The 13,514-nt window shown below is 71.9% G+C and carries 12 protein-coding genes; 6 read left to right on the forward strand and 6 right to left on the reverse strand.

The window, feature by feature from the left end; genetic code table 11:
* Positions 1–64: 64 nt before the first annotated feature.
* The 5 genes from hpf to mtrA form a co-directional block, all read right to left on the reverse strand.
* Positions 65–772 carry a ribosome hibernation-promoting factor, HPF/YfiA family gene (hpf, locus tag DCE93_RS09540; RefSeq protein ID WP_108595677.1) on the reverse strand — a complete coding sequence of 236 codons (708 nt, stop codon included), beginning with the start codon at positions 770–772 and terminating at the stop codon, positions 65–67.
* A 23-nt stretch (positions 773–795) separates the two neighbouring features.
* Entirely contained in the window at positions 796–1,653 is an 858-nt protein-coding gene (locus DCE93_RS09545) for a ComF family protein (RefSeq protein WP_146184973.1), read from the reverse strand.
* Positions 1,654–1,749: 96 nt separating this feature from the next.
* Positions 1,750–3,438 carry an LpqB family beta-propeller domain-containing protein gene (locus DCE93_RS09550; RefSeq protein WP_168186198.1) on the reverse strand — a complete coding sequence of 563 codons (1,689 nt, stop codon included), beginning with the start codon at positions 3,436–3,438 and terminating at the stop codon, positions 1,750–1,752.
* Positions 3,431–5,119 carry an MtrAB system histidine kinase MtrB gene (gene mtrB / locus DCE93_RS09555; protein WP_108595680.1) on the reverse strand — a complete coding sequence of 563 codons (1,689 nt, stop codon included), beginning with the start codon at positions 5,117–5,119 and terminating at the stop codon, positions 3,431–3,433. Before mtrB ends, DCE93_RS09550 begins: the two co-directional genes overlap by 8 nt.
* 8 nt (positions 5,120–5,127) lie before the next feature.
* The gene (gene mtrA / locus DCE93_RS09560; RefSeq protein ID WP_108595681.1) at positions 5,128–5,808 is read right to left on the reverse strand and encodes an MtrAB system response regulator MtrA; all 681 of its coding nucleotides are present in this window, start codon (positions 5,806–5,808) and stop codon (positions 5,128–5,130) included.
* Positions 5,809–5,967: 159 nt separating this feature from the next.
* Here mtrA and DCE93_RS09565 point away from each other — a divergent pair, with 159 nt between their 5' ends.
* Genes DCE93_RS09565 through DCE93_RS09585 form a run of 5 tightly spaced genes read left to right on the forward strand, consistent with a single transcriptional unit; the run spans position 5,968 to position 11,580 of the window.
* Positions 5,968–7,191 (forward strand): glycerophosphoryl diester phosphodiesterase membrane domain-containing protein, encoded by a 1,224-nt coding sequence (locus DCE93_RS09565; protein ID WP_168186199.1) that lies wholly within the window; start codon positions 5,968–5,970, stop codon positions 7,189–7,191.
* Positions 7,188–7,871 (forward strand): DUF4129 domain-containing protein, encoded by a 684-nt coding sequence (locus DCE93_RS09570; RefSeq protein ID WP_205647417.1) that lies wholly within the window; start codon positions 7,188–7,190, stop codon positions 7,869–7,871. Before DCE93_RS09565 ends, DCE93_RS09570 begins: the two co-directional genes overlap by 4 nt.
* A complete protein-coding gene (locus DCE93_RS09575) occupies positions 7,868–9,238 on the forward strand; it encodes a DUF4350 domain-containing protein (protein WP_108595683.1) in 1,371 nt (456 codons plus the stop codon). The genes DCE93_RS09570 and DCE93_RS09575 overlap by 4 nt, the downstream gene beginning before the upstream one ends.
* Positions 9,235–10,224, forward strand: coding sequence for an AAA family ATPase (locus tag DCE93_RS09580; RefSeq protein WP_108595684.1), 990 nt, complete (start codon positions 9,235–9,237; stop codon positions 10,222–10,224). Before DCE93_RS09575 ends, DCE93_RS09580 begins: the two co-directional genes overlap by 4 nt.
* An 18-nt stretch (positions 10,225–10,242) precedes the next feature.
* The gene (locus DCE93_RS09585) at positions 10,243–11,580 is read left to right on the forward strand and encodes a DUF58 domain-containing protein (protein WP_108595685.1); all 1,338 of its coding nucleotides are present in this window, start codon (positions 10,243–10,245) and stop codon (positions 11,578–11,580) included.
* Between the two features lie 52 nt (positions 11,581–11,632).
* On the opposite strand, the gene DCE93_RS09590 is transcribed toward DCE93_RS09585, so the two are convergent.
* The gene (locus DCE93_RS09590; protein ID WP_108595686.1) at positions 11,633–12,628 is read right to left on the reverse strand and encodes a stage II sporulation protein M; all 996 of its coding nucleotides are present in this window, start codon (positions 12,626–12,628) and stop codon (positions 11,633–11,635) included.
* A 17-nt stretch (positions 12,629–12,645) separates the two neighbouring features.
* Here DCE93_RS09590 and DCE93_RS09595 point away from each other — a divergent pair, with 17 nt between their 5' ends.
* Positions 12,646–13,488, forward strand: a complete 843-nt coding sequence (locus tag DCE93_RS09595) for an RDD family protein (protein WP_108595687.1) — start codon at positions 12,646–12,648, stop codon at positions 13,486–13,488.
* Positions 13,489–13,514 lie beyond the last annotated feature (26 nt).

Genomic DNA, 13,514 nt, shown 5'->3' on the forward strand with positions numbered 1-13,514 from the left:
AAGGGCCGGCCACGGCCGGCACACTTCGACAGGGTCGGCACGCCGACGACTCAGCCGGAAGCGGTCACGCGCTGGCGCGCTGCAATTCGACCGGTGAGGTCGACGGCGACCGTTCCTCGGCTCGATCGTCGAGCCCGATGAGCCCGTAGTCCCAGCCCTTGCGCCGGTAGACGACGCTCGGACGGCCCGTTTCGGCATCGACGAAGAGGTAGAAGTCGTGCCCCACGAGCTCCATGAAGTAGAGCGCGTCGTCGACGGTCATGGGGGTGGAGGCGAACACCTTGCGCCGGATCACGACCGGGCAGTAGACCTCGTCCTCCTCGACGTGCGGCTCGTTCTCGTCGACCACCGGGATGCTGCCGGTGCGCACTCGGGCGAGCACTTCGGATGCCGCGGCCTGCACGCCGACATCGGAGAACCCGGCCTCGGTGGCCTCGCGAAGCGACGTCGGCCGTCGAGACCCGCCACGATGCACCTTGCGGCGATCCTTTGCTCGTCGGATGCGCTCGAGCAATCGCCCGAACGCCACGTCGAACGCCGCGTACTTGTCGGACCCGTCTGCTTCGGCACGGACCACTGGTCCTTTGCCGACGAGGGTGAGTTCTACGCGGTCGGGGCCGGGGTTGCCGTTCTTCTCGTTGTGACGGCTGAGCTTCACGTCGAGCGAAATCGCGCGTTCGGCCAGATGCGTCACCTTCTCGGCCTTCTCCGCGACATAGGCGCGGAATCGGTCCGTGATCCCCAGGTTTCGTCCGACGATGTTCAGTTCCATGACGACCTCCGTTCACCGGCGTGTCACCCGGTTCTGAAGGGTGGATCGACCACGCCTGTCATGCCACCGTAGCCCCCTTGTGCAGCAAAGTCACGGAGTGTTTCCCGTGAGATCGCTGCACGTTCCGGCAGCCTTCGCGGCGTCTCGGCGAGCACCGCGATCGCCGCCGTCTCACCGCCCGCAGCAGCGATCGCGCGCACGGCCTCGGCGAGCGTGGAGCCCGTCGTCACGATGTCGTCGACGAGCAGGAATCGGCGCCCCTGGAGCCGCACGCCGGCTGCGTCGACGCTCCACGACTCCCGCCCGGTCGACGGCCTGCGGCCTCGTGCGACGAGGCCGCCCGCGGCATTCCGCCGCCGGGCGTCGGCATCGAGTCCGGCCTGGTCGAGCCGTTCCCGCGCGAGCGCGAGCACCGCAGTCGGGCGGATGCCGCAGCGCTTGAGCAGCACGTCGACGGGCACGTAGCCGCGCGCGCGTCTCGCGGCCGGCGTCGATGGAATCGTGCACACCTCGACCGGTGAACCGGTGGATACGCCGGCGAGGGCGGAGCGGAGCGACGCGCGGAGCGCCGGAACGAGGGCGGAAGCGGCATCCGTGCGCGCGCCGTCTTTGAATGCCCCGAGCACCGAGGCCGCGACACCGGCGTATTCGAGGCCGGCCCAGATGGCGAGGCCGGCGCGCTCGATCCGTCGGGGCTCGGGGGCCAGCGCCGAGCGGCATTCGGTGCAGACCGCTCGATCCGCCCTGCCGCACCCTGAGCACGCGACCGGCAGGAGCACCGCGATCGCATCATGGACCGCATCGCGCACGAGCGCACGGTACGTCGCCCGGTCGCCCGACCGTGCGTCGCCGTCGGGCACGCGCTGCGGATCGCCATCCATGAGCCCACTCTCGCGGATCGCGCGGAGCCGCACCGCCCCACGTCGAGACCGCGCCGCCGCGATGCCGTCCGCCCCGGTCGGGGAGGACGAGTCGGCTCAGTCGGGCTGCTGCGACGCCATGAGGCGGATGCCGCTCGCCCGCGCCTGCCAGGCGACGCCGCTCGGCGCATCGACCTCGCCGGCTGTGGTCAGCACCCGGATGTCGCGCACGCTGTTGCCGCCGTCGATCGCGATGCCGCCCTCGGGGCCCGGTCGCGGGTCTGCGATGCCGCCGAGCTCTTGGGTGATCACCCGCGTGCCGCCGCCGGGCAGCGCCGTGAGCGAGGCGACGGTGCGCGCATCGAGCCATGTGACGTCGACGGGCGTGCCCTCGGTGTCGGCGAGCCCGAGCGTCACCGGGCTCAGCGCGATGGGGGTGCCGGCAGCGTCGCGCTGGATCGATGCGGCCACGAACCGGGTGCTGGCGCCGTCGCCGAGGAGGGCGATGAGCCGCGTCGAATCGCGTGAGATCTCGAGCGCAGCGATGGAGGAACCGCTCCAGGGCACGGGCAGCTGCACGGAGTCGACCGAGCCGTCGGTCGGGAACACGACCAGTTGGTCTGGATTTTCGGCGGGCACCGACCAGACGACGCCGGCGCCGTCGATCGAGGGAACGATGAGTCCGTCGCGCGGATCGAGCGGCACGGCCGCCTCACCGGCCCGCACGGCGAAGACGCCTTCGGCCGTGCGCACGGCAGCCGCCTCACCGCCGGCACCGAGCGCCACGCCCGTCGGGGCAAGCCCCTCGACCTGGGCGGAGAGGTCGGAGATCTGCTCGATGCCCTCACCCGCCGACGAGAGGTACCCGAACGTCGTGCCGTCGTAGACCACGGGTCGCGGATCGACCGGCGGGTTCTTCGCCGGCACCGGCGACAGCTCGGCGACGTCTTGTTCGACGCCGTTCAGCGAGAGCGCCACGGAAGCGACGGTGCCCACGCTGTCGAGGCTCTCCTGCAACTGCACCTGCATGCGCTGCACGCTCACGGGGTCGTCGTCGGTCGGACCCGACAGATCGACGTCCGCCACCCGGCCGGCGACGGGCACCGAGGCGGAGTCGAGGCGCATCTCCTCGGGGAATGCCGAGACGACGCCCGTCGCGAGCCATTCCGCGGGGCCGCCGAGAAGCGCTCGCACGATGCTCGTCTGCGCCGAATCCCGGCCCGCGAACCAGCGCAGGTCGGGCACGAGGTATTCGAAGTCGGGCGCGAAGAAATAGAGCGGATAGCTTCGGAACGCCTGGGTGAAGGTCGTCTCGTCGATGAGCAGCCCCTGAGGGGCCTGCGAGATGCGCCATTGCCCGTTGATCTGCTCGAACGCGTAGCCGAGCTCGACCGGGGCGCTGGACTCGGAAATGGCGTACTCGCCCGTCGGCGAGAGCTGCGCGGCCGGGGTCGCGTCGACGACCATCGCCGTCTCGCCGACGGGCACCACTTCGCGATCGGCGAGCACGTCGATCGTGGCGCCGGCGTTGCCGTTCCATTCATCGGAGAAGGCGGGCGTCAAGAACTCCCGAGCGACCTGGTAGTTGTTCCGCGGGCTCGCCGCGGCATCGATGAAGCCTTCGAGGATCACCCGTTGACTCGCACCCGACACGGGGCCGGGCACGATCGTGTCGAGCTCGAGCGACTCCTCGACGATCGCCGGGGCGCCGGCGTTCACCCCTCCGGAGCTCGGAATCGACACGCAGCCGGCGAGCAGCGCCGAGACGGCGAGCACGATGGAGGCCCCCAGCACACGTCTACGCATCGCGCACCTCCCGCTCGGCCCGCACTGCCCGCACGACGCCCGTCGCGGGGGGCCCGGTCGCATCGATGTCGTCGGGCTCGAGGGGCAGCGGCGAGACGATGGGCTCGTCGGTCCGTGCGCCTGCGCGCGGCAACGTGAGGCGGAACACGGTTCCCGAGCCGCGCCGCGACCACACCTCGAGCGTGCCGCCGTGAGCGACGGCGTCCTCGTGCGCGATCGCGAGCCCGAGACCGGTGCCGCCGATCGTGCGCGTGCGGCTCGGATCTGCTCGCCAGAACCGGTCGAACACGCGCGCTGTGTCGTCGGCGGTCATCCCGAGACCGTAGTCGCGCACCGACAGCGCGATGGCGGTCTCGTTGCTGTCGACGGCGACGACGATCGGCCGGCCCTCGCCGTGCTCGATCGCGTTGCCGAGGAGATTGCGAACGATGCGACGGATGCGTCGAGGGTCGACGGTGGCGTCGAGGTGGCCGCCGGGAGCCTCGAGCCGCAACTCGCTGCCGTGACTGCGAGCGAGCTCGTGCATCGACTCGATGGCATCGCCAGCGAGGTGCACGAGGTTCGTCGGCTCGGTGACGAGTTCGACCGAGCCCGCGTCGTAGCGACTGATCTCGAGCAGGTCTGAGAGCAGGGTCTCGAACCGCTCGGTCTGCGTGTGCAGCAGCTCGACGGTACGCGCGGTGGGGCCGGGGAAATCGTCGCGCTGTCCGTACAGCACGTCGCCGGCGAGCCGGATCGTGGTGAGCGGGGTTCGCAGCTCGTGCGAGACGTCGGAGACGAATCGCTGCTGCATGACCGAGAGCGCGGCGAGTTCGCGGATGCGCGCCTGCAGGCTGTCGGCCATGCCGTTGAACGAGGCCGCGAGCGTCGCGAGCTCGTCTTCGCCCTTCTCGGGCATGCGCACGCCGAGGTCGCCCGCAGCGAGCCGCCGGCTCGTGACCGCGGCCGAGCGGATCGGCTCGATCACCCAGCGCACGATGAGCAGGGTGATCGCGCTCAGCAGCACGAGCAACGCGGCGGCACCGATGAGTCCCACGAACTGCATGAACGAGAGGGTGTCTTGGGCGGCCGCGAAGTTGTAGCCGACGTAGAGCTCGTACTCGCCGGCGCCGGGCACCGCGATCATGCTGCCGACGACCACACCCGGATCTTCGCCCCCGTCGGCGCGCTCGAGCGCGACGGATTGCCAATACTGCCCGGCCTGGCCGGCACGCACCCGTTCATGCAGCTCGGGCGTGATGACGCCGGCGAGGCTCGGTGCGATGCGGGTGGGGGGTGCGATCGAACCCGACACGTTCTCGGGCTGGAAGTAGGCGATCGACGAGCTCCCGGAGACGCTCCGCACCGTGCGCTCGACGTCGGCCATCACCGATTGCATCGACGCAGGATCGGCGGCGTCGGATCCCTCGAGGATCCGCTCGGCGGCGATGGTCGCGTCGTTGGCATCCTCGAGCGCGCCTTCGAGCTGGGTCTGGAACAGGTTCGACGCCACGCTGAAGGAGATGTACAGCCCGATCACGAAGATCGCGAGCGACGACAACGCGAGCGTGATGATGACCGTGCGGAACTGCAGCGAGCCTCGCCACAACTCGATCGCCTGGCGCGGCAGGGCCGCCAGGCGACGCCTGATCTCGCCCCACGATCCGGCACCGTAGAGCGCTGGGGCCTCCGCCTGCGACATCCGCTCGCCTAGGTGGTCGCGCCGGCTCGGTAGCCGACGCCGCGCACCGTCATGACGATGCGCGGGTTGTCGGGGTCGTGCTCGACCTTCGCGCGGAGCCGCTGCACGTGCACGTTCACGAGCCGAGTGTCGGCCTTGTAGTGGTAGCCCCAGACCTGTTCGAGCAGCATCTCGCGGGTGAAGACCTGCTGCGGCTTCGACGCGAGGGTGAGCAGCAGGTCGAACTCGAGCGGAGTGAGGTTGATGCGGGTGTCGCCGCGCAGCACCTCGTGGCCGGCCGCGTCGATCGTGAGGTCGCCGATGCTGAGCGTCGAAGCGACCGGGTCGGGTGCGGGGCGCAGTCGCGTGCGGATGCGGGCGACGAGCTCCTTCGGGTTGAAGGGCTTGACCATGTAGTCGTCGGCGCCCGACTCGAGGCCCTTGACCACGTCGGCGGTGTCGGTCTTCGCGGTCAGCATGATGATCGGCGTGCCCGACTCGGCGCGGATGCGCCCGCACACCTCGATGCCGTCCATTCCCGGCAGCATGAGGTCGAGCAGCACGAGGTCGGGTGCCGTCTCACGGAATGCGGCGAGCGCGCCCGTGCCGTCGGCGCAGAAGAAGGGCTCGAAGCCCTCGGTGCGCAGCACGATGCCGATCATCTCGGCGAGGGCCGTGTCGTCGTCGACGACGAGTACGCGTGGAGTCATCCGTTCATTCCTGTCAGCACCGCCGGGTCACGGTCGAAACCAGTTCGTCAAGCGTAGTCGGTCGAGGCGAGAAGGCCACCAGAGGCGGCTCCGGCGCGGCATCGGCGGGTCGGCGAATGTGCGAGCATGGTGGGGAATCCGCCGGAAGGAGCCACACAGGTGTCAGATCACGACTGGCAGGCGCCCGGCGGTGCTCCCGCTCAGCGGCCGGCGGCGGATGCCCCGAACTCGCCCTCTGCTCCGCAGCCGGGCGTGCCACCGACGGCTCCCCCGCTCGGCTCACCGCCGCTGGGCTCCCCGCCGCTCGGCACCCCCCTCGGTTGGACCCCGCCTCCGAAGCCGGGGCTGCTCCCGCTGCGGCCGCTCGGGTTCGGCACCGTGCTCTGGGCGCCGTTCCGGGTGCTGCGCCGCAACCCCGCCGCGACCTTCGGCAGCGGACTCCTCGTGCAGCTCGTCTCCGTCGTCGCGACGCTCGCCGTGACGGTGCCGTTCATGCTCTTCGTGTTCTCCCGAGTCGAAGGGGCCACGACCGCCGACGCCGACGCCGTCCTCTCCGGGGCCGTGGGTGGCTTCATCCTGCTCATGCTCGTGCCCGTGGTGCTCTCCCTCGTCGCCGGCGCCTTCCTGCAGGGCGTCATGGTCGTCGATGTCGCCAGCGGCACCCTCGGCGAACGTCTCGGCTTCGGTGCGCTCTGGAAACGCGCTGCGAAGCGCATCTGGCCGCTGCTCGGCTGGACCGCGATGCTCACCGGAGCGCTCCTCGTGTTGCTCGCCGGCCTCGTGCTCGTCGTCGTGCTCGCCGCCCTCAACGATCCCGTGACACTCGTCATCGCGATCCTGCTGGTGCTCCTCGCCGGGCTCGGCATCGCGGCCGTGGCGGCGTGGCTCGGCACCAAGCTTTCGCTCGTGCCGAGCGTCATCGTGCTCGAGGGCGCCGGCATCGGCACGGCCATGCGCCGCTCGTGGCGACTGACCGACGGGTTCTTCTGGCGCACGTTCGGCACCCTGCTCCTCGTCGGGTTCATCCTCAACATCGCCGCGCAGGTCGTCGTGCAGCCGGTCTCGCTGATCGGCACGATCCTCGCCCCGCTCATCGACCCCACGGGCACGGGTGCAGCCGTCGCCATTTTGGCCGTCACCCTCGTCGTCACGATGATCCTCTCGCTCCTGATCGGGGCGATCACCGCCGTCGTCCAGGCCGCACTCGTCGCCGTCATCTACATCGACCTCCGCATGCGCAAAGAGGGCCTCGATCTCGAACTCGTGCGGCACGTCGAGCAGCGCGATTCGGTGCCCGAGACCGATCCCTACCGTGCGCCGGCGCCTGCAACGCCTCCGGCACCGGTGCCGGGTGCCACGGCGCCCGACCCGATGTGGCCGTGACCCCGCTTCGCGGCACCCCGCTCGACCCAGACGCGCCCGAAGCGCGACGCTGGCTCGAAGAGGAGCTGATCAAGCCCGAGTACCAGGCCGCGAAGCCGAGCCCGTTCGACCTCGCGATGCAGGCGATTCGTGACTGGTTCCTCGGGCTCTTCGACGGCGTCGACGGTCTGCCCGCCCCGATCCTCATCCTCCTCCTCGTGCTGCTCGTGGTCGCCGCGGTCGTCGTCGGACTCCTCGTGTTCGGGTTGCCGCGACTGCGCCGCCGACGGCGAGACGCGGCAGCGCTCTTCGACGATCACGACCGGCGCGATCTCGAGACCTTGCACCGGGCGGCGGCGTCGGCCGCCACGGCGGGCGACTGGCCGCTGGCCATCGAGGAGCGGTTCCGGGCACTCGTCCGCGGGCTCGTCGAGCGCGAGGTCGTCACGGTGCATCCCGGCACGACCGCGCGGGCCTTCGCGGATGCCGCGGCGCGGTCGTTCCCCGACTTCGACGAGCAACTGCACACGGCAGCCGCGGACTTCGACGGTGTGCGCTATCTCGGTCGTCCCGGCGCCTCAGACGACTACGAACGACTGACGGCGCTCGAACGGCGCATCGCCGGCTCACGGCCGGCGGGCGGCGCCGGCGCCGGCGCATCCGAGGCGCCCGACCGCGACACGGTCGAGGCCGCGCGATGAGGGCGCCGACCCTCGACGACACCGCTCCGGCGGGCGCGACACCGGCCGGGCCGCCCTCGCCGGAGCCGGCCGGCGACGATTCCGTCGGCCGAAGCGCACCGGCGGTGACCCCCACCGTGCGCGCCTTCGTGCGCCGGCGGCGCGCCTGGATCGTGATCGCCGCCGTGCTCGTGCTCGGCGCGCTCCTCGTGATCGCCATCCAGGGCGGGGGGCGCCAGCCGGGCGCCCCGCTCGCCGCCGACAACCCCGCACCCGCCGGCGCGAAGGCGCTCGTCGAGGTGCTGCGCGCCCACGGCGTGACCGTGACCGAAGCCCGCGCGTTCGACCCGGCCATCGAGGCCGCCGAACGCGGGGCCACCGTGCTCGTGTACGACGAGCACGGCATCCTCGACCGACGGCGGCTCACCGAGATGGCCGCTGCCGCCGATCGGCTCGTCGTCGTCGAACCCGGATTCGCCGCACTCGAGTCGCTCGCCCCGGGCGTACGTCTCGCGGGTGCCGCGAGCGGCCCGATCGAGGGCGCCGACTGCGATCTCGGCCCCGCCGAGCGCGCCGCCGCCCTGTCCGACGGGCAGCGACTCCTGACCATCGACGACGACGCGGCCGATGCGGGTTGGCGGGGCTGCTTCCGCGACGCTGAATTCGGCTTCGCGCTCGCCACCGGCCAGGGCCCCGGCGGCGGAGACCTCACGATCGTCGGCGCCACCACGGTGTTCGCCAACGAATCGATCGCCGAGGCCGGCAACGCCGCGCTCGCGATCGGGCTCGCCGGGGCATCCGACGACCTCGTCTGGTACCTGCCCGGGCCCGGCGACGCCGACGCGGCCGACGCACCCACGATCGGCGAACTCACGCCCGGCTGGGTGAGTCCCGTCATGGTGATGGCCATCGTCGTGGTCGTCGTCGCCGGCATCTGGCGCGGCCGTCGCTTCGGCCCGCTCGTCGTCGAGAACCTGCCCGTGCACGTGCCGGCCGGCGAGACGAGCGAGGGTCGGGCACGCCTCTACGCCCGTGCCGCATCGCGAACCCATGCGCTCGACCAGCTCCGCGTCGGCGCGATCCGCCGCATCGCACGCGCGCTCAGGCTCCCCCGTTCCGCCGACGTCGACCAGGTGACGGATGCCGCGGCGCGGGCGACCGGCCGCGACGAGGCATCCGTTCGCCGGTTGCTCCTCGATGCCGAACCGACCGCCGACCGCGGACTCGTGGATCTCGCCGGCGAGCTCACCCTCCTCGAAGCCGAGGTGCAGCGCACGCTCGACCCGAGGACCACCGCGCCCGGTTCGCGCGCCCGCGCTCCCGGTGCGACAGACTCGGCAGCGACCGAACACCCCGATCGCGACGACCACGCAGGAAGGCGACCATGATCGACCCCATCTCCGCTCCGACAGGCGCAGCGACCGACGAGGAGCTCCGCGCCGCGCTGAACCGCGTGCGCACCGAGGTCGGCAAGGCCGTCGTCGGCCAGGACGGCGCCGTCACCGGCCTCATCATCGCCCTGCTCACGCGCGGTCACGTGCTGCTCGAGGGCGTACCCGGTGTGGCGAAGACCCTGCTCGTGCGCACGCTCAGCCGCACCCTGCAACTCGACACCCGGCGCCTGCAGTTCACCCCCGACCTCATGCCGGGCGACGTCACGGGCTCACTCGCCTACGACCCGCGCTCGGGCGACTTCGCCTTCCGCGAGGGGCCGGTGTTCACGAACATCCTGCTCGCCGACGAGATCAACCGCACCCCGCCGAAGACCCAGTCGGCCCTGCTCGAGGCGATGGAGGAGCGGCAGGTCTCGGCCGACGGCGTCACCCGTCCCCTGCCCGACCCGTTCATGGTCGCCGCGACCCAGAACCCGATCGAGTACGAGGGCACCTACACGCTGCCCGAGGCGCAACTCGACCGCTTCCTGCTGAAGCTCGTGCTCGACGTGCCCGAGCGGGAGTCTGAGCTCTCGCTCCTCCGCCGCCACGCCGACGGCTTCGACCCGCACGACCTCGCCGCCGCCGGGGTCACCCCGGTGCTCGGCGCCGCCGAGCTCGCCGCGGCGCGCGCCGCCGCATCCGCGGTCCGGGTCGAAGACGACGTGCTCGGCTACCTCGTCGATCTGGCGCGAGCGACCCGCCGCAGTCCGTCGATGCGCCTCGGCGTGAGCCCCCGCGGCACGACCGGGCTGCTCGCCGCGTCGAAGGCGTGGGCGTGGCTCACGGGCTACGAGTCGCTGACCCCCGACCACGTGCAGGCGATGCTCCTGCCGGTCTGGCGGCACCGTGTGCAGCTTCGCCCCGAGGCCGAGCTCGAGGGCGTCTCGGTCGATGCCGTGCTCCGGTCCATCGTGCAGCAGGTGCAGGTGCCGCTCTGACATGACTCGGATTCTGAAATGGCACTGACCGGTCGGTTCGCGCTCCTCGTCGCGCTCGGCATCGTGCCCGTCGTCATGGCGGGCGGCTCCGGTGCGGCCGAGGCGTGGCTCGCGCTGCTCGGCTGGCTCGTGCTCGTCATCGGCGCCGGCGTGCTCGACCTGTCGCTCGCGGCGTCGCCCCGGCGGGTGGCGGTGCGCCGTGAGCTCCCCGACCGGGTGCGGCTCGGCGAGTCGGTCACGGCCGTGCTCAGCATCGAGAACCTCGGGTCGAGGATGCTTCGCGCCACCGTGCGCGACGGCTGGGAACCGTCGGCCGGGGTGCTCGGCGCGAACCGCACCCGGCTGCGGATACCGCCGGCCGAACGGCGGCGCATCTCGCTCCGGCTGACGCCGTGGCGACGCGGCGATCGGCGCACCGACCAGGTCACGATCCGGTCGGCCGGGCCGCTCGGGCTCTGGGCGCGACAGGCGACACTCGCCGCTCCCGGCCGCGTGCGCGTGCTGCCGCCCTTCCACTCGCGGGTGCACCTGCCGTCACGACTCACCCGCCTGCGCGAGCTCGACGGACGCACGCCGCTGCTCATCCGCGGGCAGGGCACCGAGTTCGACTCCATCCGGGAATACGTGCGAGGCGACGACGTGCGCTCGATCGACTGGCGGGCGACCGCCCGGCACGCCGATCCCGAGGTTCCCGGCGGCATGCGGCTCATGGTGCGCACCTGGCGGCCGGAGCGCGACCGGCGCATCGTGATCGTCACCGACACGTCACGCACCGCCGCCGCCAGGATCGCCGACGAGCCGCGCCTCGACACGGCCTTCGAGGCCTCGCTGCTGCTCGCCGCGCTCGCCTCCCATGCCGGCGACCGGGTCGACTTCATCGCCTGGGACCGGCGCCTCCGTGGGCGCGTGCACGGAGCGAGCGGCCCAGAACTCCTCGCCCGCATGGTCGAGTCGATGGCCGGCATCGACGCCGAGCTAATCGAGGCCGACTGGGCGGCGATCCCCGCGCAGGTGCGGCGCATCACGAGCCGGCACGCGCTCGTGGTGCTGCTCACCTCTGCGGACTCGCCGGGCAGCTCCCGGGGCCTGCTCTCGGTGCTGCCGCAGCTGACCGCACGGCACACGGTGGTCGTGGCATCCGTCGCCGACCCGGCGCTCATCGACGCGGCGCGCACCCGTGACGATCTCGAGCAGGTCTACGCCGCTGCCGCCGCCGAACGCGGGCTGCTCGACGGCGAGCGCGTCGGCGCGGCGGTTCGGCGGCTCGGCGCCCTCACGGTGACGGGAGCGCCGCACGAGCTGCCGCCGGCGCTCGCCGACCTCTATCTCGAGCTGAAGGCGTCGGGCCGGCTCTGAGCTCGACGGGCGGAGGCCGCGACGGCTGCAAGCGACGCTCAGCCCGCGACGCTCAGCCCGCGACGATGCGCCGCGCGCCCGCGTCGAACTCGAGAAGGTCGCCAGTCTCGCCGGCGAGCCGGGCACGGCGGCCGAGAACGAGCATGTAGGCGAGGAACCCGCCGAGCGCTGCCACGCCGATGCCGATCTTCACGGCCCACGGCCACGGGGCCGGAGTCACGAATCCCTCGATGATGCCCGAGACGAAGAGGAAGAAGACGAGCCCGATCGCGACGCTGAAGAGCGCCCGCGCGTCTTCGGCGAGTGCGACGCCGCGTGGCCGGGGGCCGGGCGAGACCCACGACCAGAAGATGCGGAGTCCGGCGGCTGCGGCGACGAAGACGCACGTGAGCTCGAGAAGTCCGTGCGGCGCGATGTAGAGGAAGAAGGTGTCGGCCTCGTCGTAGGCGAACATGATGGCCGCAGTGATGCCGAGGTTCTGCGCGTTCTGGAGCACCACCCACGGAACCCAGACCCCGAGCACGCCGAAGGCGACGCACTGCGCGGCGATCCAGGCGTTGTTCGTCCACACCGCGCCGGCGAACGAGGCGGCCGGATTCTCCGAGTAGTAGGCGACGAAGCCCTCCTCGGCGATTCGGCGCAGTTCCTCCTCGCTGCCGAGCGACGCCAGCACGCGGGGGTCCGCACCGATCCACCACGCGTAGAGTGCGGCGACGGCGAACGTCACGGCGGCGACCGCGAGGGTCAGCCACCGCAAGCGGTAGAGCGCCGCCGGCAGGCTCACCAGGGCGAAGCGGGTGAACTGGCGCAGCGGATTCTCGGGTGCGCCCGTGAAGGCCAGGCGCGCGCGGGCGAGCGAGACCGAGAGCCGATCGCCGAGGGCCGATGACCCGGCCGTCGCCTGCGCGAGGGAGAGGTCGGATGCCGCGCTCTGATACCGCTCGATGAGCTCATCGGCTTCGGCGCCGTCGAGTCGTCTCCGACGTGCGAGCGCGTCGAGCCGTTGCCAGTCGTCGTGACGGGCGGAGGCGAGCGCATCGAGGTCCATCTGCTTGAATACTACCCATGGCCGAAGCCCCCGCCGTCGCGCAGCGAGTCGCCCGATTCGACGACGAAGGCGTGCTCACCGGTGAGGCTGTGGCGCTCGACATCCGACCCGCCAGCGCCCTCATCCGGGCCGGCGGCGCGGCCATCGACGTGCTCGTCTCGGTGGCCCTCATTCTCGGCCTGCTGCTGGCGCTCGCGGGGCTCGGCATCGACCAGACCGGGTTTCAGGCCATCATGACGGCCGGCATCGTGACCTGCATCGTCATCGTGCCGACCGCCGTCGAGACCGCGTCGCACGGGCGTTCCCTCGGCAAGCTCGCCCTGGGCCTCCGGGTCGTGCGAGACGACGGCGGGGCGATCGGATTCCGGCACGCCTTCATCCGCGCACTCACCGGCGTCGTCGAGATCTACCTGACGTTCGGCGGTCTGGCCGTGCTCGTCGGCTTCCTGAATCCCTCGTCGAAACGCCTCGGCGACCTGCTCGCCGGCACGCACGCGCAGGTCGAGCGGGTGCCGAGACTGCCCTCCACGGCGTTCGGCGTGCCCGCGGAGCTCGTCGGCTGGGCGGCCATCGCAGATGTGGGGCGCCTGCCCGACCCGCTCGCTCGTCGGGTCGCGGCGTTCTTCGCCAACGTCGAGCATCTCGTGCCCGAGAGCCGCGCCCGCGTCGCGGCATCCCTCGTCGCCGAGGTCGCACCGTTCGTCTCGCCGCTGCCCGATGCCGCGCCCGAGCGCTTCCTCGCCGGCGTCGCCGCCCTGCGGCGCGAGCGTGACGCCGTGGCGCTCGCGCTCGTCGACGCGCGCATGGCGTCGCTCGCGCCCGTGCTCACGGCGACCCCGCCCGGGTTCCCCGAGCGCTGACCCGACCCGCTCGCCTCGTCGACCGG

Source organism: Agromyces badenianii, assembly GCF_003070885.1.
GTDB lineage: Bacteria > Actinomycetota > Actinomycetes > Actinomycetales > Microbacteriaceae > Agromyces > Agromyces badenianii.

Bases quoted from the DNA above. Each gene is read 5' to 3' on its own strand.
- hpf (WP_108595677.1), bottom strand. From the start codon at position 772: ATGGAACTGAACATCGTCGGACGAAACCTGGGGATCACGGACCGATTC.
- DCE93_RS09545 (WP_146184973.1), bottom strand. From the start codon at position 1,653: ATGGATGGCGATCCGCAGCGCGTGCCCGACGGCGACGCACGGTCGGGC.
- DCE93_RS09550 (WP_168186198.1), bottom strand. From the start codon at position 3,438: ATGCGTAGACGTGTGCTGGGGGCCTCCATCGTGCTCGCCGTCTCGGCG.
- mtrB (WP_108595680.1), bottom strand. From the start codon at position 5,119: ATGTCGCAGGCGGAGGCCCCAGCGCTCTACGGTGCCGGATCGTGGGGC.
- mtrA (WP_108595681.1), bottom strand. From the start codon at position 5,808: ATGACTCCACGCGTACTCGTCGTCGACGACGACACGGCCCTCGCCGAG.
- DCE93_RS09575 (WP_108595683.1), top strand. From the start codon at position 7,868: ATGAGGGCGCCGACCCTCGACGACACCGCTCCGGCGGGCGCGACACCG.
- DCE93_RS09580 (WP_108595684.1), top strand. From the start codon at position 9,235: ATGATCGACCCCATCTCCGCTCCGACAGGCGCAGCGACCGACGAGGAG.
- DCE93_RS09585 (WP_108595685.1), top strand. From the start codon at position 10,243: ATGGCACTGACCGGTCGGTTCGCGCTCCTCGTCGCGCTCGGCATCGTG.
- DCE93_RS09590 (WP_108595686.1), bottom strand. From the start codon at position 12,628: ATGGACCTCGATGCGCTCGCCTCCGCCCGTCACGACGACTGGCAACGG.
- DCE93_RS09595 (WP_108595687.1), top strand. From the start codon at position 12,646: ATGGCCGAAGCCCCCGCCGTCGCGCAGCGAGTCGCCCGATTCGACGAC.